The 24,940-nt window shown below is 42.0% G+C and carries 20 protein-coding genes and 1 tRNA gene; 11 read left to right on the top strand and 10 right to left on the bottom strand.

Annotated elements, in window-relative coordinates:
• Nucleotide 1: 1 nt before the first annotated feature.
• From recA to BLT94_RS13145, 4 genes are all read right to left on the bottom strand, one after another.
• Nucleotides 2-1,039, bottom strand: a complete 1,038-nt coding sequence (gene recA, locus BLT94_RS13130; protein ID WP_092234891.1) for a recombinase RecA — start codon at nucleotides 1,037-1,039, stop codon at nucleotides 2-4.
• 11 nt (nucleotides 1,040-1,050) lie between these two features.
• A complete protein-coding gene (locus BLT94_RS13135; RefSeq protein ID WP_092234894.1) occupies nucleotides 1,051-1,521 on the bottom strand; it encodes a phosphatidylglycerophosphatase A family protein in 471 nt (156 codons plus the stop codon).
• A 107-nt stretch (nucleotides 1,522-1,628) separates the two neighbouring features.
• Nucleotides 1,629-2,837, bottom strand: a complete 1,209-nt coding sequence (gene larC / locus BLT94_RS13140; protein WP_092234899.1) for a nickel pincer cofactor biosynthesis protein LarC — start codon at nucleotides 2,835-2,837, stop codon at nucleotides 1,629-1,631.
• A gap of 1 nt (nucleotide 2,838) precedes the next feature.
• Nucleotides 2,839-3,978: a M20/M25/M40 family metallo-hydrolase gene (locus BLT94_RS13145; RefSeq protein ID WP_092234902.1), complete on the bottom strand. Its 1,140-nt coding sequence runs from the start codon at nucleotides 3,976-3,978 to the stop codon at nucleotides 2,839-2,841.
• A gap of 508 nt (nucleotides 3,979-4,486) precedes the next feature.
• Here BLT94_RS13145 and BLT94_RS13150 point away from each other — a divergent pair.
• The 3 genes from BLT94_RS13150 to BLT94_RS13160 all read left to right on the top strand — a co-directional run bounded on the left by BLT94_RS13150 (nucleotide 4,487) and on the right by BLT94_RS13160 (nucleotide 8,495).
• Nucleotides 4,487-5,242 carry a hypothetical protein gene (locus BLT94_RS13150; RefSeq protein WP_092234905.1) on the top strand — a complete coding sequence of 252 codons (756 nt, stop codon included), beginning with the start codon at nucleotides 4,487-4,489 and terminating at the stop codon, nucleotides 5,240-5,242.
• 135 nt (nucleotides 5,243-5,377) lie between these two features.
• On the top strand, nucleotides 5,378-7,078 hold the full coding sequence (locus tag BLT94_RS13155) for a PocR ligand-binding domain-containing protein (protein WP_092235143.1): 1,701 nt from the start codon (nucleotides 5,378-5,380) through the stop codon (nucleotides 7,076-7,078).
• 259 nt (nucleotides 7,079-7,337) lie between these two features.
• Nucleotides 7,338-8,495, top strand: a complete 1,158-nt coding sequence (locus tag BLT94_RS13160; RefSeq protein WP_092234906.1) for a DUF2786 domain-containing protein — start codon at nucleotides 7,338-7,340, stop codon at nucleotides 8,493-8,495.
• A 92-nt stretch (nucleotides 8,496-8,587) separates the two neighbouring features.
• Here BLT94_RS13160 and BLT94_RS13165 read toward each other — a convergent pair whose 3' ends face one another.
• The 3 genes from BLT94_RS13165 to BLT94_RS13175 form a co-directional block, all read right to left on the bottom strand.
• Nucleotides 8,588-10,198, bottom strand: coding sequence for a FumA C-terminus/TtdB family hydratase beta subunit (locus tag BLT94_RS13165; RefSeq protein WP_092234909.1), 1,611 nt, complete (start codon nucleotides 10,196-10,198; stop codon nucleotides 8,588-8,590).
• 97 nt (nucleotides 10,199-10,295) lie between these two features.
• A complete protein-coding gene (locus BLT94_RS13170) occupies nucleotides 10,296-11,597 on the bottom strand; it encodes a malic enzyme-like NAD(P)-binding protein (RefSeq protein ID WP_092234912.1) in 1,302 nt (433 codons plus the stop codon).
• Nucleotides 11,598-11,660: 63 nt separating this feature from the next.
• The gene (locus BLT94_RS13175; protein ID WP_092234915.1) at nucleotides 11,661-13,205 is read right to left on the bottom strand and encodes an SLC13 family permease; all 1,545 of its coding nucleotides are present in this window, start codon (nucleotides 13,203-13,205) and stop codon (nucleotides 11,661-11,663) included.
• Between the two features lie 288 nt (nucleotides 13,206-13,493).
• Here BLT94_RS13175 and BLT94_RS13180 point away from each other — a divergent pair, with 288 nt between their 5' ends.
• From BLT94_RS13180 to BLT94_RS13190, 4 genes are all read left to right on the top strand, one after another.
• Complete coding sequence (locus BLT94_RS13180; protein ID WP_092234918.1) at nucleotides 13,494-16,001, top strand: ATP-binding protein; 2,508 nt, start codon at nucleotides 13,494-13,496, stop codon at nucleotides 15,999-16,001.
• A 37-nt stretch (nucleotides 16,002-16,038) separates the two neighbouring features.
• Nucleotides 16,039-17,415 carry a sigma-54-dependent transcriptional regulator gene (locus BLT94_RS13185; protein WP_092234921.1) on the top strand — a complete coding sequence of 459 codons (1,377 nt, stop codon included), beginning with the start codon at nucleotides 16,039-16,041 and terminating at the stop codon, nucleotides 17,413-17,415.
• Nucleotides 17,416-17,601: 186 nt separating this feature from the next.
• Complete coding sequence (locus BLT94_RS22035) at nucleotides 17,602-17,763, top strand: hypothetical protein (protein WP_175530356.1); 162 nt, start codon at nucleotides 17,602-17,604, stop codon at nucleotides 17,761-17,763.
• 182 nt (nucleotides 17,764-17,945) lie between these two features.
• Nucleotides 17,946-18,043 (top strand) — tRNA-Sec (locus tag BLT94_RS13190).
• 499 nt (nucleotides 18,044-18,542) lie between these two features.
• On the opposite strand, the gene BLT94_RS13195 is transcribed toward BLT94_RS13190, so the two are convergent.
• Nucleotides 18,543-18,773 carry a KH domain-containing protein gene (locus BLT94_RS13195; protein WP_092234924.1) on the bottom strand — a complete coding sequence of 77 codons (231 nt, stop codon included), beginning with the start codon at nucleotides 18,771-18,773 and terminating at the stop codon, nucleotides 18,543-18,545.
• A 442-nt stretch (nucleotides 18,774-19,215) separates the two neighbouring features.
• Here BLT94_RS13195 and BLT94_RS13200 point away from each other — a divergent pair, with 442 nt between their 5' ends.
• Both BLT94_RS13200 and BLT94_RS13205 read left to right on the top strand, forming a co-directional pair.
• Nucleotides 19,216-19,641: an iron-sulfur cluster assembly scaffold protein gene (locus BLT94_RS13200; protein WP_014958362.1), complete on the top strand. Its 426-nt coding sequence runs from the start codon at nucleotides 19,216-19,218 to the stop codon at nucleotides 19,639-19,641.
• A gap of 278 nt (nucleotides 19,642-19,919) precedes the next feature.
• Nucleotides 19,920-20,480, top strand: a complete 561-nt coding sequence (locus BLT94_RS13205; RefSeq protein ID WP_092234927.1) for a hypothetical protein — start codon at nucleotides 19,920-19,922, stop codon at nucleotides 20,478-20,480.
• 3 nt (nucleotides 20,481-20,483) lie between these two features.
• Here the strand turns inward: BLT94_RS13205 and BLT94_RS13210 are convergent, their stop codons facing one another.
• Entirely contained in the window at nucleotides 20,484-22,310 is a 1,827-nt protein-coding gene (locus BLT94_RS13210) for a M48 family metallopeptidase (protein WP_092234930.1), read from the bottom strand.
• On the bottom strand, nucleotides 22,311-22,886 hold the full coding sequence (locus BLT94_RS13215) for an NUDIX hydrolase (protein WP_092234933.1): 576 nt from the start codon (nucleotides 22,884-22,886) through the stop codon (nucleotides 22,311-22,313).
• A 445-nt stretch (nucleotides 22,887-23,331) separates the two neighbouring features.
• Here BLT94_RS13215 and BLT94_RS13220 point away from each other — a divergent pair, with 445 nt between their 5' ends.
• Together BLT94_RS13220 and argC are read left to right on the top strand one after the other, a co-directional pair.
• Nucleotides 23,332-23,787 (top strand): macro domain-containing protein, encoded by a 456-nt coding sequence (locus tag BLT94_RS13220; RefSeq protein WP_092234936.1) that lies wholly within the window; start codon nucleotides 23,332-23,334, stop codon nucleotides 23,785-23,787.
• Nucleotides 23,788-23,887: 100 nt separating this feature from the next.
• The gene (gene argC, locus BLT94_RS13225) at nucleotides 23,888-24,925 is read left to right on the top strand and encodes an N-acetyl-gamma-glutamyl-phosphate reductase (RefSeq protein ID WP_092234938.1); all 1,038 of its coding nucleotides are present in this window, start codon (nucleotides 23,888-23,890) and stop codon (nucleotides 24,923-24,925) included.
• Nucleotides 24,926-24,940: the final 15 nt, after the last annotated feature.

The following is a 24,940-nucleotide window of genomic DNA, read 5'->3' on the forward strand; positions in this document are numbered from 1 at the left end:
GTTACGCTTTGACTTCTTTGTCCTGGTTTTCTTTTACGGCAGGCTCTGAAAGCCCAAGCTTCTCACGAACTTTTTGCTCAATTTTTTCAAATATATCCGGGTTATCGATCAAAAAAAGCTTTACATTCTCTCTTCCCTGGCCGACTCGTTCGCCTTCAAACGAATACCATGATCCGCTCTTGTCTACAATTTCAAGTTGAACCCCCATATCCAGCAGATCTCCGGTTCTTGAAATGCCCTCGCCATACATGAGATCAAACTCAATATCTTTAAAAGGAGGCGCCAGTTTGTTTTTCACGACTTTAACTTTGGTTCGGTTCCCAATGATTTCCTGGCCGTCTTTAATCGGAGCCGCCCTTCTGATCTCAAGGCGCATGGAGGAATAAAATTTTAAGGCGTTCCCACCGGTTGTGGTTTCGGGATTGCCATAGACCACACCGATTTTCATCCTGATCTGGTTGATAAATATAAGGGTGGTATTGGTTTTACCGATGGTTCCGGTAAGCTTTCGCAAGGCCTGGGACATCAGCCGTGCCTGCAGTCCCATATGAGAATCTCCCATATCCCCTTCAATTTCAGACCGGGGCACAAGCGCGGCTACAGAGTCCACGACCATGATATCAACCCCACCGCTTCTTACCAGCATATCAGCTATTTCAAGAGCCTGTTCCCCTGTATCGGGCTGGGATATCAGCAGTTCGTCGCAATCCACCCCCAGCCGTTTGGCATATGCCACATCCAGGGCATGTTCGGCATCTATAAAGGCGGCAATCCCGCCGCACTTTTGTGCCTGAGCAACAGCATGAAGAGCCAGGGTAGTCTTTCCGGATGATTCAGGACCGTAAATTTCAATCACCCTGCCCCTGGGATATCCGCCGACCCCAAGGGCTTTATCCAGAGCCAGGGAGCCTGTTCGTATGACCGGAACGGCTTCAATGGCCCGACCGCCCAGTTTCATGATAGATCCTTTGCCAAACTGACGTTCAATCTGGCTCATTGCCGTTTTTATGGCTTTATCCTTTTCCGAATTTATTCCCATCCCTTTTTCTCCTAAAATATACCCGATAAATATAGAATTCTTAAAACAATTGCAGAAAAAACACCTGCCATAATATCGTCCAACACCACTCCTGCTCCCCCTGAAAAATTATTTTCAAAATATTTAACAGGTCCGAATTTCACAATATCAAAAAAACGGAATATAAAAAAACCGGCTGCAAGCGTAGAAACAGAAATATGAGACGGAACCATTGACAGGGTAACTACATACCCTGCAATCTCATCAATAACAATACATCCGGGATCTTTCTTTCCCAGTATTTTTTCAGCCTGATCCGCAACATAAATGGCACCAAGTATAACACTCACGATATAAAAACCATAAAATGATGGTGAAATGATTAAAAAAACCAGAGCAAAAGGAACCGCCGCAAGAGTGCCGAATGTACCTGGTGCAAAAGGGCTTTTACCGGTAAAAAATCCTGTGGCAAAAAACATTATTATTTTATTATTTAAAGTCATCTGGCAGTTCTATATTCTGCATCATCCCCTGTCAAGAAAATTGGATCAAGAAAATCGGGTCAAGTGAATTGAATCATAAGGAATCTGATCAAAAATTTTGTATCAATTTATATCAAGGGGGCGTTGTCTAAAAGAGAGTTGACATCACATAAAACTTGGTTATACACATCTTTGAGCGGTATCTTTTTTTTCTTTGCCACCTTTTTTGCAGCCTCATATTCCGGAACAAACCTGATACTCTTGTCAGGATTGGTTATCTTTTTCACCTGCATTTTTCCAAACAAGGTATCAATAACAGCTGTTTCCCTTAAGAGAAAGGATCTTTCACATTCATGATATCTCACGCCGATTGATGTGGTCTGGGCAAGTATAAGGCGAACAATATGATCAAGATTTTCTTTACGGCACATCACCTCAATCTGGATCCCCGGCCTGTTTTTCTTCATCTGAACCGGAACATAACAGACATCCAGTGCCTGATTTTCAAACAAAGTCTCCATCAAAAATCCTGAAACCTCGGGACTCATGTCATCCACATTGGTTTTTATCACATAAATGGTTTCTTTTTGAATGTTTGTATTCTCCTGTTTCTGATCTTTTCTCTCTTTGCCCAATACAATGCGCAGCAAATTGGGAAGAGTTGAGCCGGTATCTCTTTTGCCCGAGCCATAACCGACCTGTTTGACGGTCATTTCCGGCATACCCCCGAATGAAGCTGCAAGAGTGCAAATAATAGCTGCTCCTGTAGGGGTTACAATTTCCGTCTTGGCATCGGACGGTTTTACCGGGATGTTTTTTAAAATGGCTATGGTTGCCGGAACAGGAACCGGTATTTTTCCATGGGAACAGGTTACAAATCCTGACCCTAACGGAATACAAGAGGCATAGACCTGTTTGATACCCAGATATTCCACGCACAAAAAAGAGCCGATAATATCAACAATGGAATCAATGCCGCCGATTTCATGAAAATGAACCGTTTCAATATCTTTGCCATGAATGACGGACTCGGCTTGTGCTATTTTTTTAAAGGCCAAAAGACTGTTCATTTTTACTGTTTCAGACAACGAACAGGTTTCAATCAAGGTTTTAATATCTTTGTAATTCCTTGATGAGCAGTCTTCTTCAATAACATCAACAACAACGTCCATTGCTTTTAAGTGGTGTTTATAGACAATACTTGTCTTTAATTCAAAGCCTTTTAAAACTCCGGATAATTTTTCGTTCAACCAGTCAACTGGTACGCCAAGATCCAGGAACGCTCCAAGGGTCATATCCCCGCTGATACCGGAAAACATATCAAAATAAGCAATCATCTCAGGACAAGCCTCCTGCTGCATGAACCTTTAGAATCTCCAGCACCAGCCGTGCTGAATTTTCCATATCCTTGATGTCAATGGATTCATTCAGGGTGTGAACATCCGTCATTCCGGTTCCCAAAACACCGGCAGCAATACCGCGGCTGAAAAAGATATTGGCATCTGCGCCACCGCCTATGGTTTTGCTTTCCATGGGAATGCCGATATTGTTTGCCGCTTTCCTGGCAAGCTTAACAACCTTGTGGTCTTCAGAAATATTTGTAAGGGGAAAATCATTCTCAACAACGGCTTCTATCCGGGGAAGATCCGAATTGCCATCAAACTCCTCGGCTGCAACATAAAATGCATCGACAATCCAATCCGTAACATTTTTCAGTTTTTCCACATCATGACTTCTGACTTCCCCGCAGATTTTGACAAACTCAGGAACAATATTGGTGGCAACTCCTCCTTTTATGGTTCCAAGATTGCAGGTGGTCTCTTCATCAATGCGGCCCAACTTGAGTTTGGAAATGGCTTTTGAGGCAACGGCAATGGCGTTGATACCGTTTTCAGGCGCTGCACCCGCATGAGCCGCCCTTCCATAAACCTTAAGGGTGATCCTGTTGGCAGCCGGGGCTTTTGTGACAATCCCTTCCGTATCGGTTGAATCCAGTATATATCCGAATTTTGACTCTATTAAAGAATAATCAAAATTTTTTGCACCTAAAAGACCGATTTCTTCACAAACCGTAAAAACAATTTCAACCGGCGGGTAATCCATTTTATTTTCAATGATCACGTCCATGACCTCAAGAATAATGGCAAGGGCTGATTTATCATCCGAACCCAAAATGGTTGTTCCATCGCTTTTAAAAATACCGTTTTCAAACAGCACTTTTATGCCTTTTCCAGGCCCAACCGTATCCATATGACCGGACAAGAAGACTGGGGCTGCATCAACGGTTCCCTTGAACCTGGCCACAAGGTTTGAACAATCGCCTTTCACCGCTTCCTTTGCCGTGTCATAACAAACTGTTGCTCCCATCCTAATTAATATTTTTTCAAGTTCCAGCGCAACATTTCTCTCCTGCCGGGAAAGAGAATCAATTTCAACAAGTGATTTAAACCGTTGAGCCAGTCTTTGTGAATTTATCATTTATTCATCCTTCAGTTAATCGAACGTCATAAACGCAAATTGATAAATCAAAGAAATAATATGTACTAAAATTTTTTTATTAATTCCATCATTAATTATGAAAATGGCATGTTATGACCCGGTCATCCCGACCATCACTCCCGGTCAGTTTCCAAGGCTTCTTTTAAACGGCTGAATGCTTATTCCAGATTTTTTCAGAAGGTTTTCTATTTTAAATTTTGCAAAATATTCGTTGAACATTAACAATTTTTAAAGTTTATAATTTGATTTTTTTGCCCGGTCAGGTTATTATCAAACTTGATTATTTTTTTTAAAATTTATTAGTTAGCGCCAAACAAAAAATGCCATAAAAAACGAAATTTATTAATTTTATTGATCATTTAAATATGTTACGTTTAGCCTTTCCTGCTCTTTTTATGACCTGCAATTAAAGTAATAATATTGAAATAATTACTGAACTGTTGGGACAAAAAAAGTGACATAAAAAAATAAATGTAAGCAGTTTATTATGCCCATTAAAAACAAACATATGATTGGCGGCGATACGGGAAGCAACCTTACAGGTCAAAGTCTTACAAATCAAAGCCTGACAGCGGAATTAAACTGTCTATTATCAGTTGTTTTAGCCAAACGGCTTCATCAAATCATATATCTGTATATGCTTGAAATATGGCCGATCCCCGCGATGTCCCAGCAAATATTTAATGCGATATGCAAACTTTTACATGATGTGCCGCAGGATAAATCTCATAAAATATTTCATTATTTGTATCGCGAAAAAATCCTTGAATTTTTCATGCGATTAGAAAAATGCGAAATCAAAGTAGTTAAAGACGATTCTCTCCCCTTGCTTACGAATGTTTTTAAATTGCATTCACACCATAGAATCAATAAAGGTTTGTATCTTGGAACGACTGGGCACTGGTTGAACCACCAAAAAAAACCTCCCTCAGTGATATCCTGTTCAGCTACAAACGCTATCGTTAATTGTATGGGGCATCCTTTGCGACATGTTTTTTTAAAAGTTTTTCTTGCGACAGGACAGTTCTACGAATCGCCTTTTGTTGTTTACAGCACACAGCGTTATGGTCAGTTGGATGAAGAAGACGCTTCCAATCTCCTATATATGAGACCGGGCCTCTTCCTGCTTGATATCCCCAAAAAAGTTCAAAAACACTGGCTTTTAATCCAGCAGAAACAAACACAGCAGCGCCTCAGGAGATTAATCGAAGAAAAAATTAGGATTGAAAACAAAAACAGGTAAAGGATACTGGCTTATCTTCATGATTACATTTTGCATTATACCGCCATTTAATGTAATCTAACTCATGATGGATTCAGTAAAATTGAAATAATGTTAAAAAGAACTCCCTCCTTAATTTACAAATCGGGTTGCAAAATGGAAAATTACCGATTATCCGAACTGCTTGATTTAGCCGCCGTCCAAAATATGGCGGATGCAAATTATGAAGCTACGGGTATCCCAACCGGGATAATTGATGCCTTTGACAATTCACTGCTGGTTGGCGCAGGCTGGCAGGAAATATGCTGCAATTTCCACCGTGCCAACAACGATTCATTAAAACAATGTCAAGCCAGTGATAATTTTATTAAAACTCGCCTTGTTAAAGGTGAGGCTTGCTGCTATAAATGTAAAAATGGTCTCTGGGACATCGGAATCCCTATCATAGTTACAAATCAGCATCTGGCAACACTGTTTTTGGGACAATTTTTTTATAAAGAAGAGCCTTTTGACCGGAATTTCTTTATTCAACAGGCAAAAAAATTTGGTTATGATCTTGACGGCTATCTTACAGCACTTGATAAAGTACCGGTATTAAAGCGTAAAAAAGTCGAATATATTATTGAGTATAATAAATCACTGGTAACCTTTTTAACTGATCTTGCAGAAAATTCCATCAAGAAAAAAATAGCAGAGGGTGAAGTCAATCACCTCCGCAACTATCTGTCTAATATTTTTGATTCCATGCCTTCTGTTCTTGTCGGTGTAGATGATGAATTTAAAGTAACTCAATGGAATAGAACGGCTTCAAAAATAACAGGGATCTCTGCCAATGATGCTAAAGGAAAAATTTTTTCAGACGTGCTGCCCGGTATGAACATTGAAATGGAAACAATAACTGAAAGCATTCAAGCCCGTGAAACCAGACATCTGCTGAAAAAACCCCGCAAATTAAAAAATGAGACCTGTTACGAAGATATAACCATCTACCCCCTGATCGCCAATGGCATCAAAGGAGTGGTAATTCGTATTGATGACGTAACTCAAAATGTTCGCATGGAAGAGATGATGATTCAAAACGAAAAAATGCTTTCTGTTGGCGGATTGGCGGCCGGTATGGCACACGAAATTAACAACCCCCTTGCAGGGATGCTCCAGACCGCTCATGTAATGTCCAATCGATTGATAAATTGTGAATTGCCTGCCAATCTGGATGCAGCCCACAAGTCAGGCACCACAATGGAAACCATCAAACAGTTCATGGAGATCCGGGGAATTTACAACATGATAAACGCCATCAACAAATCAGGTCAGAGAGTGTCAAATATTATTGACAACATGCTCAATTTTGTACGCAAGAGCGATGGCCGGTTTTCTTGTTTTTCCATTTCCGAACTGATTGATAAAACACTGGAACTGGCAGAATCAGACTACGACCTTAAGAAAAAATGTGATTTTAAACGAATTGATATCAAAAAAGAGTATGCAGACAACATTCCTCCTGTGCCCTGCGAAGGTGCTAAAATTCAGCAGGTGCTGCTGAATATTTTCAGGAACGGTTTCCAGGCAATGCAGGAAAACAAAGAAAACAAGCCCCGGTTTATCGTTCGGACATGGTGTGAAAAGAGTCAAAAAATGGTCTGCATTGAAATAGAGGACAATGGTACGGGTATGGATGAGGGGACAAAAAAAAAGATATTTGAACCTTTTTTTACAACCAAACCGGTGGGATCAGGCACTGGGCTTGGCCTTTTTGTATCATATTTCATCATTACTGAAAATCATGGCGGTCAAATGGAAGTCGACTCAACCTTGGGGCAAGGCACAAAATTCATTATCAGGCTTCCTATCACATAAAAAAAATATTCTTGATGATGCTTTTTATACATATCATTTGATGTCAAGTTTTGTAAATTTTCAAAATCTGGATGAGGTTCTGATATAACTTAAGTCCGAAAGTTGAGATTTGCTTTTAATACTCCTTTACACATATTATGAATACTGATAATAAAAGTGCTTCGGCCCATCCGGATGACAGTATAACAACGTCTGAAAACCCATTTTTTCTTGTCTGTCCCGGCCTGTGCCAGCACAAATATTTTTTAAGATATTGAAGATGATTATGATTGATACCATGAAAAAGCAAGTGGAAGATATGGAAATCAGATGGGCAAAACAACTTTACAGGGAACACAAAAATATTTCCTGGCAATACGGAGTCGATATTACTCCCCCTGCAATCAATATCTCTTCCGGCAGAAAAGAGCTTGGTTTATGGAATCATGGAACAAAAACGCTTTCGATCTCAAGTCATCTTATCCAGACTGAAGCCTGGGATATTGTAGTGGAGGTACTGAAGCATGAGATGGCGCATCAATACGTTTCCGAATTTTATGATAATGCAGATGGTCATGGCAAATATTTTAAGAAAGCCTGTAAAAAATTAGGGGTACATCCGGCTTTTGTTGCGGGCAGCAAGGATTTTCATAAAACGCTGCAGGAATTCAAAGGAAGCTTGCCGCCTGATGCTCAAAAAATGTTAAGGAAAGTTGAAAAACTGATGGCCCTGGGGCAATCCAGTAACGAGGCAGAGGCCCAGGCAGCATCCAGAAAAGCCAATTACCTGCTTAACAAATACAATCTTCAGAGAATTAATGCTCATGATGATAATCCGGATATCAAATACCTTACAATCTGCCATAAGAAAAAACGCATTGAAAGTATTCAAAGAGCTATTTTGTCTATTTTAAGAGACTATTATTATGTAAACTGTATCACTTCAGATACTTACAATGCCCAAGACGATACGGTTTATCGATGCATTGTCCTGATTGGAAGAAAAGAGGCTTTAATCGTTGCAGAATATGTTTACCATTTCCTTCTTGATACAGGTCGGACACTTTGGCAAAGCTTCAAAAAGAAAAACAACGCCAAAAGAGGAGATAAAGTTTCTTTTGATATGGGGTTTATTGCCGGGATTGAACATAATCACAAATTGATGTTTGAAGATTCAATCATGGAAAATTCAAATAGTAAGGGCAATATTGACACGACCCTGCCCGTAAAAGCGACCAAGGCATTAATGGCTCAACATCATGAAGAAATCTGTAAAGAAAAATCACGACTGTTCCCAAAATTATCAACCGTCCGATACGGCAGACATCAAGCTTCATCAGGTGCCTTCAAAGAAGGGTTTAACAATGGTAAAAACACTCATATAAAAAAAGGGGTGTCCAACCGGGGAACAGGGATATCCGGTTTTTTAGAAGCTTGATTATTCCCCCTGTGTCAGGAGAAAACAAATAAAGGCCCCCGGCGGAAATCAAACATATCCGCCAAGGCCGTACCGTTAAAAAACAGGTTTAATCACAGAAGATCCGCATAAAAATCATTGCCTTTATCGTCAACAATAATAAAGGCCGGGAAATTTTCTACGGTGATCATGTAGACCGCTTCCATCCCCAACTCTTCGTACTCGATGATATGCGCCTTTTTAATGAAGTCTTTTCCGATCCGGGCAGCAGGCCCGCCGATGGAGCCCAGATAAAACCCGCCATGGATCCTGCAGGAATTTGTGACTTGGTTTGTTCTGTTGCCCTTGGCCAGCATTATCATGGAAGCACCCTCTTCCTGGAAGACGGGCACATAAGTATCCATTCGCCCTGCTGTTGTGGGGCCGAATGATCCTGAAATTTCTCTTTCAGGCCGTTTGGCAGGGCCGGCATAATAGACAATATGATTTTTCAAGTATTTGGGCAGGCCTTTGCCTGCCTCAAACCGTTCCATGAATTTTGCATGGGCAATATCCCTTGCCACAACAATTTGTCCGGTTAAAGCCAGCCGTGTGGAGACCGGATACCTGGACAACTCCGCCCGGATCTCATCCATGGGCCTGTTCAGATCAATATGAACCGCTTCTTTCATGTCAGGTTCTTTTTTCGGCAGGTATTGGCCGGGATTTTCTTCCAGCTGTTCCAGAAAGACCCCATCCTTTGTGATTTTCCCCTTGATCTGGCGATCGGCTGAACAGGAAACCCCCAGACCGATGGGACAGGATGCCCCGTGTCTCGGCAGGCGGATCACCCGCATATCAAGGGCAAAATGCTTGCCCCCGAACTGGGTGCCGATGCCCAATTCATGAGACCGGGCCAACACTTTTTTTTCAAGATCAATGTCCCTGAAGGCATGAGCGGTGTCACTGCCCCGGGTGGGAAGAGAATCCAGGTATCTGGCGGATGCAAGTTTTACGGTTTTCAGATTGAGTTCCACAGACGTGCCGCCAATGACAAATGCAATATAATATGGCGGGCAGGCAGATGTCCCAAGCCCTTTCATTTTTTCCACCATAAAATCGATCAGGGTCTGTTCCGATTTCAATATGGTTTTTGTCATCTGGAACACATTGGTTTTATTGGCTGATCCGCCCCCTTTTGCCATGAACAGGAACTTGTATTCATCGCCCTGAACAGCTGTGATATCGATCTGGGCCGGCAGGTTGGTCGTGGTATTTTTCTCTTCATACATGGTAAAGGGCGCATTCTGAGAATATCTCAAATAATTTTGTGTATACACCTTGAATACGCCTTTGGATAACTCTTCCACATCATCGGTCCGGCTCCAGACCTGCTGCCCTTTTTTTGCCATGACAATTACGGTTCCCGTGTCCTGGCACATGGGATACACTTTTTCCGCTGCAATAACTGCATTTTTCAACAATTCCAAAGCCACATACCGGTCATTGTCGGAACTTTCCGGATCATCAATAATCTGTCTGAGTCTCTCAAGATGCCTTGGCCGGTAAAGATGGGCCACATCCTTAAAGGCTTTTTCAGCAAGCAGGGTCAGTGCCTGTGGTTCCACCATGAGAACATCTTTTCCGTCAAATTTGTTTATCCCGACATATTCCCCGGTAAGATAACGATATTCCGTCGTATCCTTTCCCAAGGGGAACATACGTTCATATATAAACTCATTCATGTTGCTGTCACCTTTATATAATACAACAGCCAGCGGGCCATTTCCTGCCCGCTGCCTGATTTTCTTTTTTATCCCGAGCCGGCCTGCCGGCAGTTAATCAGTTATCCATCGTGCATTCACACCAGAATTTTTCCATTCTCTTTCTCAAGGATGCGGCATATGCTTCCCAGTCATTGATGTTAATGGTGGCAAGCCCCTCCTCAATGGCCGCTTTGGCCACGGCAACGGATTCCCACTCAATCACCTTTGGATCAAAGGGTTTGGGAACAATGTACTCCTTGCCAAAGGCAAATGTCTTGCCGTTATAGGCTTTCTTCACCACTTCAGGCACCGGCTGTCTGGCCAGATCTGCCAGTGCCCTGGCTGCGGCAAGTTTCATTCCCTCTGAGATCTTGATTGCCCCCACGTCCAGAGCGCCCCGAAAGATAAAAGGAAAGCCCAGCACATTGTTGATCTGGTTGGGATAGTCGGAACGGCCCGTGGCCATAATAACGTCATCCCTTGTGGCTGTGGCCAGTTCATAGGTGATTTCAGGGTCAGGGTTGGCCATGGCAAACACCATGGGATCATTGGCCATGGAGAGGAGCATCTCGGCAGTAACAACATCTTTCTGGGATACGCCGATAAACACATCCGCACCTTTTATGACATCTTCCAGGGTTCTATGTTCCGTTTCCAGGGCAAAGATCTCTTTGTACTTGTTCATACCCTCTTTACGGCCCTTATAGATAACCCCTTTGGAGTCGCACATGGCAAGGTTTTCATATTTTACACCAAGGGAGACCAAGAGTTTAGCACATGAAATACCGGCGGCACCTGCACCGTTAAAGACCACTTTGATATCTTCAACTTTTTTGCCGGTAATTTCCAGCCCATTGATAAAACCTGCCGAACAGATGATGGCAGTACCGTGCTGGTCATCATGAAAAACAGGGATATTGCAGATATCAATCAGGGTTTCTTCAATTTCAAAGCATTCCGGTGCCTTGATATCTTCAAGATTGATACCGCCAAAGGTCAGTTCCATGATTTTGACAATATCTATAATTTTTTCAGGATCTTCGGTGTTGAGCTCAATATCAAAGACATCCACATCGGCAAATCTTTTGAACAATACTCCCTTTCCTTCCATCACCGGCTTGCTGGCCAGGGCACCGAGGTTCCCAAGCCCCAGGATTGCCGTGCCGTTGGAGACCACAGCCACCAGATTCTGACGGCAGGTGTGCAGTCTTGCAGTATCGGGATTGTCTGCAATATCCCGGACCGGCAGGGCAACCCCAGGTGTATATGCCATGGAGAGGTCTTCTGCGGTTTGACATGGCTTGGTAGGCATGACCTGAATTTTACCTGCAACCGGGGTACAATGATAATCAAATACATTCTGTTCAAATTGTTCCATTTGTTCATAATCCTTTGGTTAATTAAAAACTATTAAAAAAAATAAAGGGTAACGAGTTTAATTTTAATTTGCACTTAACAGGGCCCACTGGGGAATCTCACCAGGAAAAATGGCAAACACCATGGTACCCAGGGTGAGGAATATTCCGGTGATGACAATCACACCGATAAAGTTGATCAGAACACCGGCCTTGACCATTTCGAACATTCTGATTCGCCCGCTGCTGAAGACAATGGCATTGGGAGGTGTTGCAATGGGCATCATAAAGGCACAGGATGCGGACAGGGTGGCCGGAACCAGCAGCATCAGGGGATTGATTTTCATGGCCACGGCCATGGATGAGAGGATGGGCAGAATCATCTGGGTTGTGGCGGTATTGGAGGTCAATTCCGTAAGAAAGGTAAGGGTTGTGCAGATGCTTGCGATCATGGCCACGGAACTTGTCCCCTCCAGGATCTGGAGCCTGTTGCCGACAAATTCCGACAGGCCTGACAACTGGAATCCTTTGGCCAGGGCAAAACCGCCACCGAACAAAAGGATGATTCCCCAAGGGATTTTGGAGAAAATACGGGTGTCAAGGATGGTGGCACTTTTCGCATCTTTCCGGGTGGTGGGCAAAAAGAAGAGAAACATGGCCATGGTGATTGCAACCGTGCCGTCATCAACAAGTTTTGGAAATGGCAGAAGGGATGCCCATCCTGGAATAACGGCAAAACCCAGGTTGAGTTCCTTTCTGAAAATCCACAGCAGGGCGGTGGCGGCAAAGACCATCAATACCTTCTTCTCTTCGGGAGAGATGGGACCCAGCTGCCTGTACTCTTTTTCAATAACGTCGGGATCCACCTTTACATGGGAAGGCGTTCTGTAGAACACCTGTGTCAAAAGGAACCAGATAATGGCTATCATTATAACGCAGAGGGGAAGGGCCATGAGCATCCAGGTACCAAAGGAGATGGATGAAGCTGTGGGAAAAAGCTGCTCAAAGGTCCGGCTCAGAACAAGGTTGGGCGGGGTGCCCACAAGGGTGGCGGCTCCTCCCATGGATGCGGCATAGGCAATACCGAGAAGCAGGGGCATGGTAAAAGTCTTGGTGTCTGCTGCCGAGAACTCCTCTTCCATTTTAAAGACAATGGAGAGGGCGATGGGCAGCATCATCACTGCGGTGGCTGTATTGGAGATCCACATGGAAAGAAAAGCCGAAGCCATCATAAAACCAAATACGATCCGGGCAGGGCCGCCGCCGATGGTTTTTACGGTCAGCAGCGCAATCCGCTTATGAAGGTTCCATTTTTCCATGGCAAGGGCAATGAGAAATCCCCCCATGAACAAAAATATGGTGCTGTTGAAATAGACGGCTGCGGCGGATTTTCCGGCCATGATGCCCATGAGAGGATAAAGCACAACAGGTAAAAGGGAGGTGGCTGCCATGGGGATGGCTTCAGTGACCCACATAATTGCCATGAATCCTGCAATGGCTGCCATCCGGGTCACTTCCGGTTTTGCCGGGTCCAGATTCAGCATCCAGATAAGGGCAAAGACAATGGGACCGACAATAAGGCCCGTCACCTGCATTTTTGATCGTCTGTTCATCGCGTTGTGGGACTCCATGGTGTCTTCCTCCAAAATTAAGGGTTTTTTTTAAGGTGTAACCAGTGTGATCCATACTGTAGCAAAAGGCGTACCACCATCCGGAAAGCCCTTTGCAAAGCCGGTAATAAGAGGGATGGTGTAATTTTAAGCAAAATATAAAGAGAGATAAAAGACCAAAATCCACCGGTAATCGGCGAATTTTCGCCGTTTCATTTTCATTGATTTACAAGACGTATATTGATATGGATTAAGAAGATTTTTTTTTTCGTGAAAGCCGTCAGAGATGTTAAATTTACTGGAAATTGCATGAAATTTGGTATTCGTAAAAAATTTTTAACCGGTTTTCTGATGCTCTCCCTTCTCCCCCTGATTGCCTTGAGCTTCTATATCCGGGCTCACATTGATTCTGTTTTCAATACGCTTTTGGAGCGTAACCGCACCGCCCTGACAAAAAATTCAATGTCCCTGCTTGAAGCCCGGGCCCAGGCCATTGCAGCCCAGGTGGAACAATTATTGTCTGCCTGTGTTGATGATTTAAGGATGCTTGCCACCCTTCCTGCCGACCCATCTGTTTATCTTGATTTTGAAGGCATTCACCAGAGAAAAACATGGTATCGGTCCCGGACCGGCCGGGAAATGAGAGGAGAGAAACCCCTTTACCGTGAAGTGACCTTTATCAATGCTCAGGGTGTGGTAGAGATCCGGGTTGAAAATAGACGGCTTGCCTCCCCGGGGCAAAAGGTTTCCACTGTTTTCAACACTGATTTCGGTCCGGAAGATTATTTCAACCAAGGTCTGGCCCTTGAAAATAATGAAATTTATGTTTCCCGTTTAACAGGTTATCACATCAGCAGGGATGAGCAGCTCAATGGGGCTGCCAATGTGGAAGAGGCATCAGGGGGAGGGGCTTATGAGGGAATCATTCGATTTGCCGCAAAAAAGATGGACAAAGGCATCTGTCAGGGCGTTGTCTCCCTGGCCCTGGATCACCGGCACCTGATGGAATTTACCCAGCATGTTCTTCCCTTTGGCAACGGGGAAGTCCTTTTTCCAAGCTATGAAAGCGGCAATTATGCTTTTATGTTTGACGATGAAGGCTGGATCATCACCCACCCAAAGCTCTGGGATATACGGGGCTTTGATGCCGAAGGAAACCTGATTGATCCGGCATCGGATGCCTATGGTAAAGAAAATCTAAAGAAAGGACAGTTTCCCTTTAACCTGCTCCATGTGCCGTTTGTACATGAAAACTACCATCATATTGCCCAACAGGTGATTGCGGGAAATTCAGGTGTTAAGGAGACTGCCAGTGTCAAGGGAGTCTCCCGGGTGCTTGCCTATGCGCCGGTGATGTTCAACCATGGGGTGTATGAAAAGAACGGATGCTTTGGCGGGGTGACCCTGGGGGCGCAGACCGATGAATTTCACCGGTCGGTGGCGCAGACATCGGCTGAGATTGATTTCATGATTAAACGGTTGTCTGGCAAAGCCATTCTGCTTATTCTTGTTATCGGTGTTCTGGTTGCCGCCATTGCCCTGTTTCTGGCCAAAAGTTTTACCACCCCCATTGTCCGGTTGACGGAAAAGGTCAATGAAATCAGTTCCGGAAATTATGATATAAATATTGAAATCAAAAGCGGGGATGAACTGGAAATTCTGGGCGGACAATTTACAAAAATGGGAGGCCGCCTCAAACAGCATGAACAGAACCTTGTCCGATCCCTGGATGAACTCAGACAGCATGTTGATCTGCTCAAGAGTATCCATGCCGGTATGCTGAGCAGTCTTGTTGTTTTTAACAGGAACGGAAAGATTCTTTCTGCCAACCCCCGTGCATTTGATTTCTTCAATCTGTCCCAGGAACAAATGCTGAAAAGTGATATTCATACCCTTCTGGCACCTTATCCCGAGTTGATGGCCCTGACACAAAAAAATCGCAGGGATAAGGAAATCCATCCGGAATCCCTGGAGATTAAGCTACCCGGAGGAAAACAGATGTATCTGGAAACCTCCATCTCCAACATCCGGGGAGAGATAAAGAAAAGTGATCCGTCAACACTTTTAATCTTCCGGGATGTGACCAGGAGAAAAAAGATGGAGAGACATATCCGCCGCTCCGACAAACTGGTTTCTTTGGGCATTCTGGCCGCCGGCATTGCCCATGAAATCCGAAATCCCCTGACCGGCATCACCCTGATGCTGGATGATCTCCATGACCGAATTGCCAACCGCACCAATGACAGGCTGCTCATCCAGCAGGCGCTGGAAGAAATCGAAAAACTTGAGAATATTGTCACACGACTGTTGGAGTTTGCCTCAAGACCAGGTCATGCGCCGGTATTGGAAGATATCAACCGGGTGGTGGCAGACACCCTGTTTTTTGTCAAAAAACAATGCAAGCAAAAGGGGGTTACCCTTCGAAGTGAAACCACACCCGGCCTTCCCCGTATTCCCATTGACCGGGAGCGTATCCGGCAGGCCTTGTTGAATATTGTTCTCAATGCCTTGAATGCGCTGGAAAAGTCCAGGGAAAAAGACTCCGGCCGGGAGGATGAAATTCTGATATCCACTTTTCTTGTTGACACATCGGAAGAAAAAATGGTCGTACTTTCCATCCGGGATAACGGACCGGGAATTGCCAAAGAGGATATGGATGCCATATTTGACCCTTTTTTCAGTCATAATGCCGACGGATTCGGTCTGGGGCTGTCCATCACCCATACCATCATGGAAGAGCATGGCGGCACAATTACGGTGGAAAATAAGCCCGGCGGCGGTGCCTGCTTTCAGCTCCATCTGCCGGTCGTACAATAAAGAAATTTTGAGAAACCATGATTCCGGGTAAATAAAAATGAAAAATATTCTTGTTGTGGATGATGAAGAGATCATCAGGGAAAATCTGTTCCGTATTCTCACCGAGGAGCAATATGCGGTTTCCACTGTTGCCACCGGTAAGGAGGGTCTTGACTTTATCAGACAAAATGAGGTGGATGTGGTACTGCTGGACCTCAATCTCCCTGATATCCATGGCATTGAAGTGCTGAAAAAGGCACGGGATCTGGACCCGGAACTTCTGGTAATCGTCATCACCGGGTACGCCTCCATAGAATCGGCTGTGGATGCCTTGAAGCTCGGGGCCTATGATTACATCAAAAAGCCCTTTAAAGCCGATGCCATCAAGCTGATTCTCCGCCTTGCCATGGAGACCCGCCAGCTGAAAAAGCAGGTGGGTGTTCTGAAAAAAAGTCTCAATCTTCCCGACAAAACAGATGTTGTTGCACAAAGTGCCCAGATGAAGAGCATTCTGACCCAGGCCCGGGAAGTGGCCCGGCATGAAGGGGCAAACGTTCTTATCACAGGAGAGAGCGGTACGGGCAAGGAGGTGGTGGCCCAGGCCATTCATCAGGCAAGCCCCCGCCGTGACATGCCCCTGGTAATTATCAATTGCGCGGCGCTTCCTGGAAATCTTCTGGAGAGTGAGCTTTTCGGACATGAAAAAGGGGCTTTCACCGATGCGGTAAAACAGAACAAGGGGTTTTTTGAGATGGCCCAGGGCGGAACGGTATTTCTGGATGAGATCGGGGAAATGCCGGTTCAACTCCAGGCAAAGCTTCTGGGGGTGCTGGAACGTAAAAATTTCAGAAGGATTGGTGGAAGGCGTGATATTCAGACCGATGTGAAGATGATTGCCGCCACCAACATTGATTTCAAACAGGCCATTGCAGAAAAGAAATTCCGGGAAGACCTTTATTACCGGCTCAGTGTTTTTCCGATACATATTCCTCCCTTGAGAGAAAGGCCTGAGGATATTGTGGCCCTGGCCAAAATATTTTTAAACAAGTTCACAAAACAATTTCACAAAAAATTCCAGGATATGGATGCGGATGCAAAAGAGAAGCTCATGCAGTACAGGTGGCCCGGAAATGTGAGAGAGTTGAGGAATGTCTTTGAGCGTATCTGCATCATGCACAACGAAACTGCCTTGAAACGTTCACATCTTCCCCCGGAAATTGAGAATGCTGTCAACAAAATACCATCGGATTCAGATGCGTTTCTGGAAATTCCGAAAGATCTCTATGACATCGAATCTGTGCTGGAGGAGGTGACGGCCCGCCTGATCACCCGAGCCTTGAAAAAATGCCGGGGGAACACCACCAAGGCAGCAAAACTTCTGGGAATCCCCCGTGGGACATTACGCTATAAGATCAGCAAATTAAAAATCATGTGAGAAGAAATTACCGCCCTCTTCCATGTGTGCAGAAGACTTACAATTCATGTAAAATAAAATGATGTTTTTCAAACAGGCATTTGAATGTCAATTGACAATCAAAGGGGCGATCTTAAATTTAGAGGTAATGATAATTGCCCTGCGGCGTACCATGAGAAAAAACAATTATAATGAGGAGGAAATTCCATGACTGAAGATAAAGGAAAAAAAGACTATTGTGATGCTGAAGACCAGAAAAAAGTTGTCGAAAAAATGACCGATTGCGATAAAAATTCAGAGACCGATAAGGAAAAAGGAGAATGCTACTCCGAAGTCGTTAAAAAAGATGACGGCTGTATGTCTTCCTGATATGAGAGTCAGAACTGTAATTGAAGCATACATAGAAACAAGTAACAGTGGATGTTACACAAACAGAAACAAATCCTCGGTCCATTTTATATAAAATAGTGAGCCACACACCATTAAAATTGCCAAAAAAGGTTGACAAACAAGCCTCTCCAGTTATACTGTACCTTCGTTAATTCGATTGCGGAAGTGCGCGGCTCACTGGTGGGGCCCTCGGACTTCAAATCCGATGTGGGGCGCTAGAACCGTCCCGGGTGGGTTCGATTCCCATGCACTTCCGCCATTTCTTTTTTTAAATCCCTCAAAACTTCAAAGTGTTAGACCAAAGTATTTTTATATTTTCACCATCAAAGCACCTACAGGACACCTACAAACTATTTTGCCCTATATTACAGGTTATACAAGATTTATAAAAATATAATTCTATTTTAAGCAGTTACAGAATATTAAAAACTATTATCCAGATATAATCTCATATTTTTTTACTAAATGCATTGATTTACTTTTATTATTGCAATTTTTCTGCCATTTCCTCAATATCAAATTTAATTTTTAAACAATCGAATCGTTAGTTATATCTATTGACAGCAATAATTTTGGGATGCCATTGATATCAATAAAATCAAAAATCGGTCAGATATCAAAATCTTCGTGGCGATTATTTGAAAAACTTTGTAAAACAAAGAAAACCGGCCCATAAAACCAGGTTTTCTCTGTTTAAAATAAAACCACAAAACGAAGCAACAACTCATTATTCTTCAACAAAAAATTATTATTAAACGTCACTCAACAATTTCCAAAATAACCCTTTTTTGTTCTTTTGCAGATGCACATGACAGAATAGTTCTCATAGCCTGGGCAGTTCGGCCCTTTTTCCCAATTACTTTTCCAAGGTCTTCTTTTGCAACCCGCAACTCCAACACAACAGTCTGCTGAGCTTTAATTTCCTGAACATCAACCTGATCCGAATTATCAACCAGCGCCTGAGCAATATACTTAATCAACTCTTTCATAATCCATTCTCCTTTTTTTCCTGTCCGATGATAGAAGAAAATATAATATGGGCTACTGCAAGTATTGCTATAATTATTGATTTTTTTGGGGAAATCATCCCAGAAAACTTTACGATATATGATATCACAGCGTATAATAATCTCAAGTATTTTTTATTTGTATTATTTATCAACCAAATTTACAAGCATTTGTAATTTTTTTTATCCTTATCCAATTCAACCTGATAAAATAACAATTATAGACAGAACGATTTATTCACGAATGAAATGATCAATATCACCATGATAGATCGCAACAAATGATATGTTTTATCCATTTTGCTTGACATAAAAAAGAAATTCATTATTTTAGGATACATGTTTTATTTTTAATAATAGAATATTTTATTATCATGCCCGGTAAAATATTCTTTTTGATCAGGGTTAAATGAAGGAATACGCGGTGGTTACAGAAATTACATCATCTGATGCAGAACGTAAAATGCTATCAGATGCAGGATATGCTAATCCGGCAATCAATTATTATCTTGAAAAGAAATATATGGGTCATATTGAAAATGCTGATCAGGTGTCCGAAAAAATAGGATCCTGTGGGGATACGATGAAGGTCTACCTTAAGTTTGATGAACATGATCTCATTGATGATGTCCGGTATGAAATCACAGGTTGTGCCGGAGCAATATCTGCAGCAATGGCAGCTGTTGATCTGGTAAAGGGTAAAACGATTGATGAAGCATTAGCCATCAATGACGGAGATGTTTTTAAAGTCCTTGGAAATATTCCTGAAAAAAAACATCATTGTATTCAGCTTGCTGTTAAAACAATGCACAAGGGCATTCAAGAATACAAAACCATAAAAGCATTTTAAATAAAGGCCATGGCAGATTGAGCTGCCACAACAAGACATGAAAGAGATTTGATTCCAACAGGTTAGAAGTTCTTTCATATAAAATCCCCCCTGAAATTGTTTTCATTTATTTCAGGGGGGATTCATAAAAGGAAAAAATTATTTTCAATCCTTTTCTAAAAAAAATTCTTACTTTTGCTCTTGTTTGCGTTTTTTTATTATTCGGATGCACAGGATCTTCTAAATTTAATATCAAAAATCTTGCCAAAACAGATATTGATCTTGTTTCTGAAATCCACATGAATCAGGTAATCACTCTTTTAAAAGCCCTGACTGAAAAACTTTACAAAAAAAACCCCAATGAATTACAAAAAATTAAAGGCAGGACAATTGAGTCCAGCATAGACCGGATATTTACATGTCCGGTTCATGAAAAACATAAGGAACTGGATTTCAAGGACAGTACAGATGCCATTTTGATGGGATTTGAACCCGAATTCAAAGGGGACCGGATCTTTGCAATGATGTATGGTTTATACACCATGATTCATAAATCCTATAATAATAAATGTGAACTTTTCATGCTGGATTATTTGAATGAACAAAATCTGTATAACAGTGCCAGAAATATTGAAATTTTTGTCTGGCGGCTTAAAACCCGGCATATGAATAACGGCCGATTAGTGATCCTGACCAACAGTTTTGAAGATGACGTCAAGAATCTAAGTTATGAACGTATTTTCGGAAAGCTTATTTCCCTTCAGGATACCATGGCATTAATAGTTGCCAGCAGGAGCGGCAGGGTTATAAAAGAAGTGATTCAAATAGCGGGGATGACATTTTTCCCCATCAGTATTTAAACTTCAGGGGTTTAACATCTTCTCAAATCGCTGCAGCTGACCATCATAATACTCTTTTTTATCTTTCGAACGCTGCCGGGCTTCTTTTGCTGCGGTTACCGCGTTAGGGATATCATTATTCACAAACAATGCTTCTGCATAAGTGTCTAAAATAAAGGCTTCTCGTTTTTGCGCCAGGGCTTTTCCCGCATATTCCAGGGCTTTTTCCCTGTTCCTGTACTCTTCTTGCGGACAGGTTGCAAAAAGCCAGGACAGGTTATTTAATGCATGGATATTTTCAGGATCAACCCTCAAAACATTTTCATATGAATCAATGGCTTTTTCATAGTTTTTTTTATTGTAATAATAATCACCGACAACTGCATATAAATCCGAATTTTCAGGATCAAGGTCCAGCTGTTGAAAAAGAATGTTTTCAGCTATAAAATTGCCGAATGATTCCTTGATCACACCGTAATTAATTGAATATCCAAACCCAAAAATTACCATAATCAGGATAAAATATCCGATAATCATTTTTTTAACATATGAATGATGGGCTTGAATCAAAGCCGGGCTTGATTGACATTTTTCCAGGAATCTTACTCTTTGACCGATACTGTAATGGTGCCAGTTAGGTCTTTCAATGGATTGCCTTGAAAAGGATGCGATCTTATAAAAAGTTGAAATAAGAGGTGAAGCATCAGGGGTAAAGCGATAGACATGAAGATCTGCCTGACGTTCAAAATTTCTCATAAAAAACCCGAATACAAATCTGAAATACAAAACAAAAAATCCAATCAGTGTCGAAATGATCAGGATCGAATGAGCAGCCACCTTTTCGATACCAATCATGGCAAAAAGGTCGTATACCGGTTCCAGTATATATAACAACAGCATAATAGGTTCAAAAAAAACAAAATTACAGGCAATAAATCCTAAAAAAAAGAAAAGGTAAAATAACATGTGATATTTTTGGACATGACCGATTTCATGCAGCATAACAGAATCCAGTTCATCATCATTCAATGAATTGAGTAATGCGGGTGTAACAAGAATATACCGAAACCGCCCGATAATACCCATCACCCCGGCAGTGATCATTGTCCCGCCAAACAATTCCCATCTTAAAATTTGCGAATATTTCAACCCGGCTTTTTGACAGAGAGTTTCGATCCGGGTTCTTGCATATCCAGGCTCCAGGGGGTGACAATTCCATACCATCCTGATTAACACAGGGCCGAAAACAGCAATGGTGATAAGGAACAGGACAATGTAGCAGATTTCACCGGCAGGGGTCTGTAAAAACGTTTTAAACGGCTGCCAGGGCAAAAAACCAAGGATATCTGCAATAAGTGACAGGCAGAACCAGGGCAGCAGAGCCGGCAATGAAAACGAAAGATTGGATAAAATAAAATTTTTTTTCGACACTTTGCTTGAAAAATATTTCTTTTGCACATGATATGCCGCATTCCAGACAATCATGAGATATAAAAGAAAAAGCCCCAGAAAAAGGATGGCTTCAAATGTTGGAACAGCATCAAAAAAAACTATCCCGCTGAAAATACGATTTAATTGAAATCCATAAATATTTATGGCAAAAATCACCAAAGCAATCACAGACAACCTTGAGGTATAAGTGTCTATGAGATGATCAATGTTTTCATAAGGATTTTCAACAGATTTTTTTTCCAGCCTTTTAAATGCAATAAAACAAATAAGCACAAATAATGCACTGACTGCAAGACCGTCAAAAAGACAAACAGGATCAAAGGTTTTAGCCGTTCCAAACAGATCAGAGGTTGTATATATGACCAAGGCAATAAGAAAATATAAAAAATTAGAAAACATTTAAATTATCCCCTGCGAGGCGAAAATATTCAAAACAATCCAGAGTTTCACATCAAATTTGATTTTGTTGTCACATATGATATCCGATGCCTGTTTTCTGGACAACATCATAACCTCAATATCCTCGGATGCTTCATTGAAACTGCTTGTGGGATGGCCTTTGCATTCAACAAACATCATACTTACGGATTCATCAGTCATACCGGAAGATGAAAAAACAGCAGGACTTTTTTTTAATATTTTTGTTGCTGTTAAACCGGTTTCTTCAAACAACTCTCTTTTTCCTGCCTGCTCAACAGACTCGTCCTTATCGACAAGTCCTGCAGGAAATCCATATTGATAACCGCCAATGGCAACCCTGAACTCTTTTATCACCACCAATTTTTTTTCTTGTATGTGATACGGAACAATAACAACCGCATTTGGTTTTGTATAATCTTGTTCAAAGGGATTTAACCTTTCTGATCTTGATGCAAAAATCCATTGTTTTTCATGATTAACCCGATCATTGTAACAAATTGAAAAAAGATTCAGATATTTGCAATCCGTTATTTTTTTAACAGTATTTATTTTCATATTTACTCCTTGTTAAACAATAAGCATGCAAGAAATAAATACTACCCAATATGATTCGTTTTTACAATGGCACCGGCCAGATGGGATATATCATCTACAAGTTTGATGGAGATTTTTACACACATACGCATGTCGCCATACATAAACCCTATTTCTTTTAAATTAATATTATTTTTTATAATTACAAATTACATTTTTTTGCCCTGATCTGCTTAGCAAACCAAATATCGCCCAATAAAATTCTTGAAAAATATTGCAGATATGCTAATAGTCCCAAAAGCTTTAAGAGCCTATTGCAAATAACTTCAACGGGCAGACTTACTCTTTCTCCCGGATTTGCCCATAACCAGATTTAACCACAACACAAACTGAAAGTCACTGTGTGAGTTTTTTAAGCCAGAGTCTTTATTAGTTTTTTTTGGTGTAAAATGAGGATAATTTAATAATGAACATATTAAAAGGAGACCTGATTCAATTGACCCTGGCCGGACGATTTGATGTCATTATCCATGGCTGTAACTGCTTTTGTACTATGGGAGCGGGGATTGCAAAATTGATCAGAGATGATTTTCCCGAGGCATACCAAGCGGATCAGGAGACAAAAACAGGAGACAAAAAAAAGCTGGGGACATACTCTTTGGCTCACATTGAAAGAAACGGCAAACGCTTTACCATTGTTAACGGTTATACCCAATATGATTTTTCAGGCCCTGGCCCTCTGGTTGATTATGGTGCCGTCCAAAAACTCTTTGCCCGGATAAAAAAAGAGTTTCCCAATCAGAGAATCGGCTATCCAAAGATTGGTGCGGGACTGGCAAAAGGAGACTGGGATGTGATATCCGGTATTATTAACACGGAACTGAAAGAAGAAGATCACACACTGGTAGAATACAGCCATTAAAAAAATGAAGTTTGATTCAAAATAAAATTGATTCTTGAAAAAAATTAGTCTATTTGCTAAGCAAAAGACTTTTAAATTGTTTCAAACAAGAAGGAACCATATGATCAACGTAGGCATTGCAGGAGCATCAGGATATACAGGAGTTGAGCTTGTCAAACTGATTTCCAATCATCCAAAAGCAAAATTGTGTGCTGTCACTTCCAACAGCTATAAAGGCAAATCTTTAACAGATATTTTTCCTTCAATGAGAGGGTTTGAAAACCTTATTTGTGAAGACTTGGATATTAAATCACTTTCAAAAAAAATAGACGTCATATTTTTAGCACTACCGCACAAAGTCTCCATGCAGCATGTACCCACAATGCTGGAAAATAACATAAGAGTTGTTGATTTATCCGCTGACTACAGATTTACAGATGCCGCAGCTTACGAGTCAGCCTACCAGACACATACCTCAAAAGACCTTTTAAAACAAAGCGTCTATGGTCTCAGCGAATTATACAGAGACCAGATCAAAGCATCAACCCTTGTGGGCAACCCGGGCTGCTATCCCACAAGCATTCTATTGCCCCTGCTTCCCCTTTTAAAGGAGGGGTTGATCCAGCCTGCCGGCATTATTTCAGATTCAAAATCAGGGGTAAGCGGTGCAGGACGTTCCCTGTCGCTTTCCGCTCATTTTTGTGAAGCCAATGAATCCTTCAATCCCTATAAAGTTGGAAACCACCGGCATACACCGGAAATCAATGAAATTTTAAGCCTGCACTCACAGCAGCCGGTTTCCATAACCTTTGTGCCTCACCTGCTGCCCTTGACAAGAGGAATGATGTCAACAATTTATGCCCGGGTAACTGACACAGCAACCCAGGATAAAATAAGAAAAACCTATGACAACTATTATGGAGATGAACCTTTTGTAAGGCTTCTCAACAAAGGTATGTATCCTGCAATTTCTCATGTTAAAGGGACAAATTGCTGCGATATCGGCATTCACTTTGATGAAACAAGTCGCCAACTCATTATGGTTTCCGCCATTGACAACCTTTTAAAGGGAGCTGCCGGCCAGGCGGTTCAAAATATGAATATCATGTTTGGCTTAGATGATAAAACCGGTTTGAATCGGGTTCAAGGGCCTTTGTAATGATTATTGTGCTTG

It is taken from the genome of Desulfobacula phenolica (genome assembly GCF_900105645.1).
GTDB lineage: Bacteria > Desulfobacterota > Desulfobacteria > Desulfobacterales > Desulfobacteraceae > Desulfobacula > Desulfobacula toluolica.

What these genes read in the sequence shown, in the direction of transcription:
- BLT94_RS13160 (WP_092234906.1), top strand. Translation starts at nt 7,338, where the DNA reads ATGATTATGATTGATACCATGAAAAAGCAAGTGGAAGATATGGAAATC.
- argC (WP_092234938.1), top strand. Translation starts at nt 23,888, where the DNA reads ATGATCAACGTAGGCATTGCAGGAGCATCAGGATATACAGGAGTTGAG.
- BLT94_RS13205 (WP_092234927.1), top strand. Translation starts at nt 19,920, where the DNA reads ATGAATCAGGTAATCACTCTTTTAAAAGCCCTGACTGAAAAACTTTAC.
- BLT94_RS13195 (WP_092234924.1), bottom strand. Translation starts at nt 18,773, where the DNA reads ATGAAAGAGTTGATTAAGTATATTGCTCAGGCGCTGGTTGATAATTCG.
- BLT94_RS13220 (WP_092234936.1), top strand. Translation starts at nt 23,332, where the DNA reads ATGAACATATTAAAAGGAGACCTGATTCAATTGACCCTGGCCGGACGA.
- BLT94_RS13135 (WP_092234894.1), bottom strand. Translation starts at nt 1,521, where the DNA reads ATGACTTTAAATAATAAAATAATAATGTTTTTTGCCACAGGATTTTTT.
- recA (WP_092234891.1), bottom strand. Translation starts at nt 1,039, where the DNA reads ATGGGAATAAATTCGGAAAAGGATAAAGCCATAAAAACGGCAATGAGC.
- BLT94_RS13145 (WP_092234902.1), bottom strand. Translation starts at nt 3,978, where the DNA reads ATGATAAATTCACAAAGACTGGCTCAACGGTTTAAATCACTTGTTGAA.
- BLT94_RS22035 (WP_175530356.1), top strand. Translation starts at nt 17,602, where the DNA reads ATGACTGAAGATAAAGGAAAAAAAGACTATTGTGATGCTGAAGACCAG.
- BLT94_RS13150 (WP_092234905.1), top strand. Translation starts at nt 4,487, where the DNA reads ATGCCCATTAAAAACAAACATATGATTGGCGGCGATACGGGAAGCAAC.
- larC (WP_092234899.1), bottom strand. Translation starts at nt 2,837, where the DNA reads ATGATTGCTTATTTTGATATGTTTTCCGGTATCAGCGGGGATATGACC.
- BLT94_RS13180 (WP_092234918.1), top strand. Translation starts at nt 13,494, where the DNA reads ATGAAATTTGGTATTCGTAAAAAATTTTTAACCGGTTTTCTGATGCTC.
- BLT94_RS13165 (WP_092234909.1), bottom strand. Translation starts at nt 10,198, where the DNA reads ATGAATGAGTTTATATATGAACGTATGTTCCCCTTGGGAAAGGATACG.
- BLT94_RS13210 (WP_092234930.1), bottom strand. Translation starts at nt 22,310, where the DNA reads ATGTTTTCTAATTTTTTATATTTTCTTATTGCCTTGGTCATATATACA.
- BLT94_RS13170 (WP_092234912.1), bottom strand. Translation starts at nt 11,597, where the DNA reads ATGGAACAATTTGAACAGAATGTATTTGATTATCATTGTACCCCGGTT.
- BLT94_RS13215 (WP_092234933.1), bottom strand. Translation starts at nt 22,886, where the DNA reads ATGAAAATAAATACTGTTAAAAAAATAACGGATTGCAAATATCTGAAT.
- BLT94_RS13185 (WP_092234921.1), top strand. Translation starts at nt 16,039, where the DNA reads ATGAAAAATATTCTTGTTGTGGATGATGAAGAGATCATCAGGGAAAAT.
- BLT94_RS13155 (WP_092235143.1), top strand. Translation starts at nt 5,378, where the DNA reads ATGGAAAATTACCGATTATCCGAACTGCTTGATTTAGCCGCCGTCCAA.
- BLT94_RS13175 (WP_092234915.1), bottom strand. Translation starts at nt 13,205, where the DNA reads ATGGAGTCCCACAACGCGATGAACAGACGATCAAAAATGCAGGTGACG.